Annotated in this window: 2 protein-coding genes; both read right to left on the bottom strand. The window is 46.2% G+C overall.

Annotated features, from left to right (window positions below):
• Nucleotides 1-7 precede the first annotated feature (7 nt).
• Entirely contained in the window at nucleotides 8-142 is a 135-nt protein-coding gene (locus R7Q47_RS24755) for a hypothetical protein (RefSeq protein ID WP_005478679.1), read from the bottom strand.
• A gap of 253 nt (nucleotides 143-395) precedes the next feature.
• Nucleotides 396-1,157, bottom strand: coding sequence for a TatD family hydrolase (locus R7Q47_RS24760; RefSeq protein ID WP_021448998.1), 762 nt, complete (start codon nucleotides 1,155-1,157; stop codon nucleotides 396-398).
• Nucleotides 1,158-1,343 lie beyond the last annotated feature (186 nt).

Raw genomic sequence — 1,343 nt, forward strand, 5'->3', positions numbered from 1 at the left:
GGGCTAACTACTTAACTTTCAACACGTAACCACATTTAGTACAGACATAAACTTCTTTGATGCCTAGCAGCTTTTGAAAAAAGTTGCGTGGTACGCGTTGCAAGTAAGCACCATGTGTACACATTTCAATATCCGTATTCATGTTGTTTTACACCTGTGCTAAGACGTAGGCGAATAGCAGTATAAGAAAAGAATGTGTCGAGTTGTCGACAGTCACAAGAAGCGTACTGATGGAATACGTATGATGCGAAGTGGGTAGGGTTACAAGTTAATAGTTATGTCTATCAACACTACAGTATTGCTGGTTGAGTCGTTTCAGGTTTGGCCTGTTCACCCAACCGTTTAGGCAATAAAAAGCGACCTAGTGTGGCCGCTTGTTGCGTTTGTTGTCTTGCTTAAATCTTGAATAAGTTTTTTGCATTTTCCGTGGTGATAGCATCTATGATGGCGACCTCTTCACCACGCAAGTCTGCCACTCGCTGCGCGACGAGCGACGTGTAAGCAGGTTCATTGCGTTTACCGCGATGCGGCACTGGCGCCAAATATGGGCAGTCTGTTTCTAAGATGATCCATTGCATGTCTAAGTGTGGGATGACTTGGTCCATGCCGCCGTTTTTAAACGTCGATACACCGCCTAAACCAAGGTGGAAGCCCAACTCGTTAATTGCTCGTGCCTCTTCTAAGCTGCCACCAAAACAATGGAACACGCCACGCAGGCGACCGTCTTGCTCTTGACGAAGCAGAGTCAGCGTTTCTTCGATGGAATCACGGGTGTGGATCACCACAGGTAAATCCATCTCTTTTGCCCAATTGAGTTGGGTTACGAAAGCCATCTCTTGCTCTGCTCGGTAGGTTTTATCCCAATACAGGTCGATGCCGATTTCGCCCACGGCGATAAAGTTGTGTTTTTCGAACCAGCCTCGGATGATTTCTAGCGTTTGATCAACGTTGCTATCAACGTAACATGGGTGCAAACCCATCATTGAGTGGCACACTTCCGGATACGCTGCTTCGGTCTGCAACATCGGTTCAATCGAGTCCAGATCGATATTCGGCAGCAAAATCTTAGTGATGCCTTGAGTTAAGGCGCGCTCAACCACTTCATCGCGGTCGTTATCAAATTCGCTCGCGTATATGTGCGCGTGGGTATCGATCATGGTCTTTCTCTGTACTTTGTCCGTTTGGTACGAGAAGTATACTTGAGTGTGAGTGCTGGGTCATTTTCAGTTTTTTTCATCGCCTTTTTCCAGATTGTCACTCGCAAGGTGCATCAAGAGTGATATGATTTTGTTCACCAGATGATTTGATCATCATAACCGTCCAGACAAGGAGAAAATGGTGTC

Source organism: Vibrio sp. Vb0349, from assembly GCF_033338975.1.

Excerpts from the sequence above, each read along its gene's own strand:
- R7Q47_RS24755 (WP_005478679.1), bottom strand. The coding sequence starts at position 142 with ATGAATACGGATATTGAAATGTGTACACATGGTGCTTACTTGCAACGC.
- R7Q47_RS24760 (WP_021448998.1), bottom strand. The coding sequence starts at position 1,157 with ATGATCGATACCCACGCGCACATATACGCGAGCGAATTTGATAACGAC.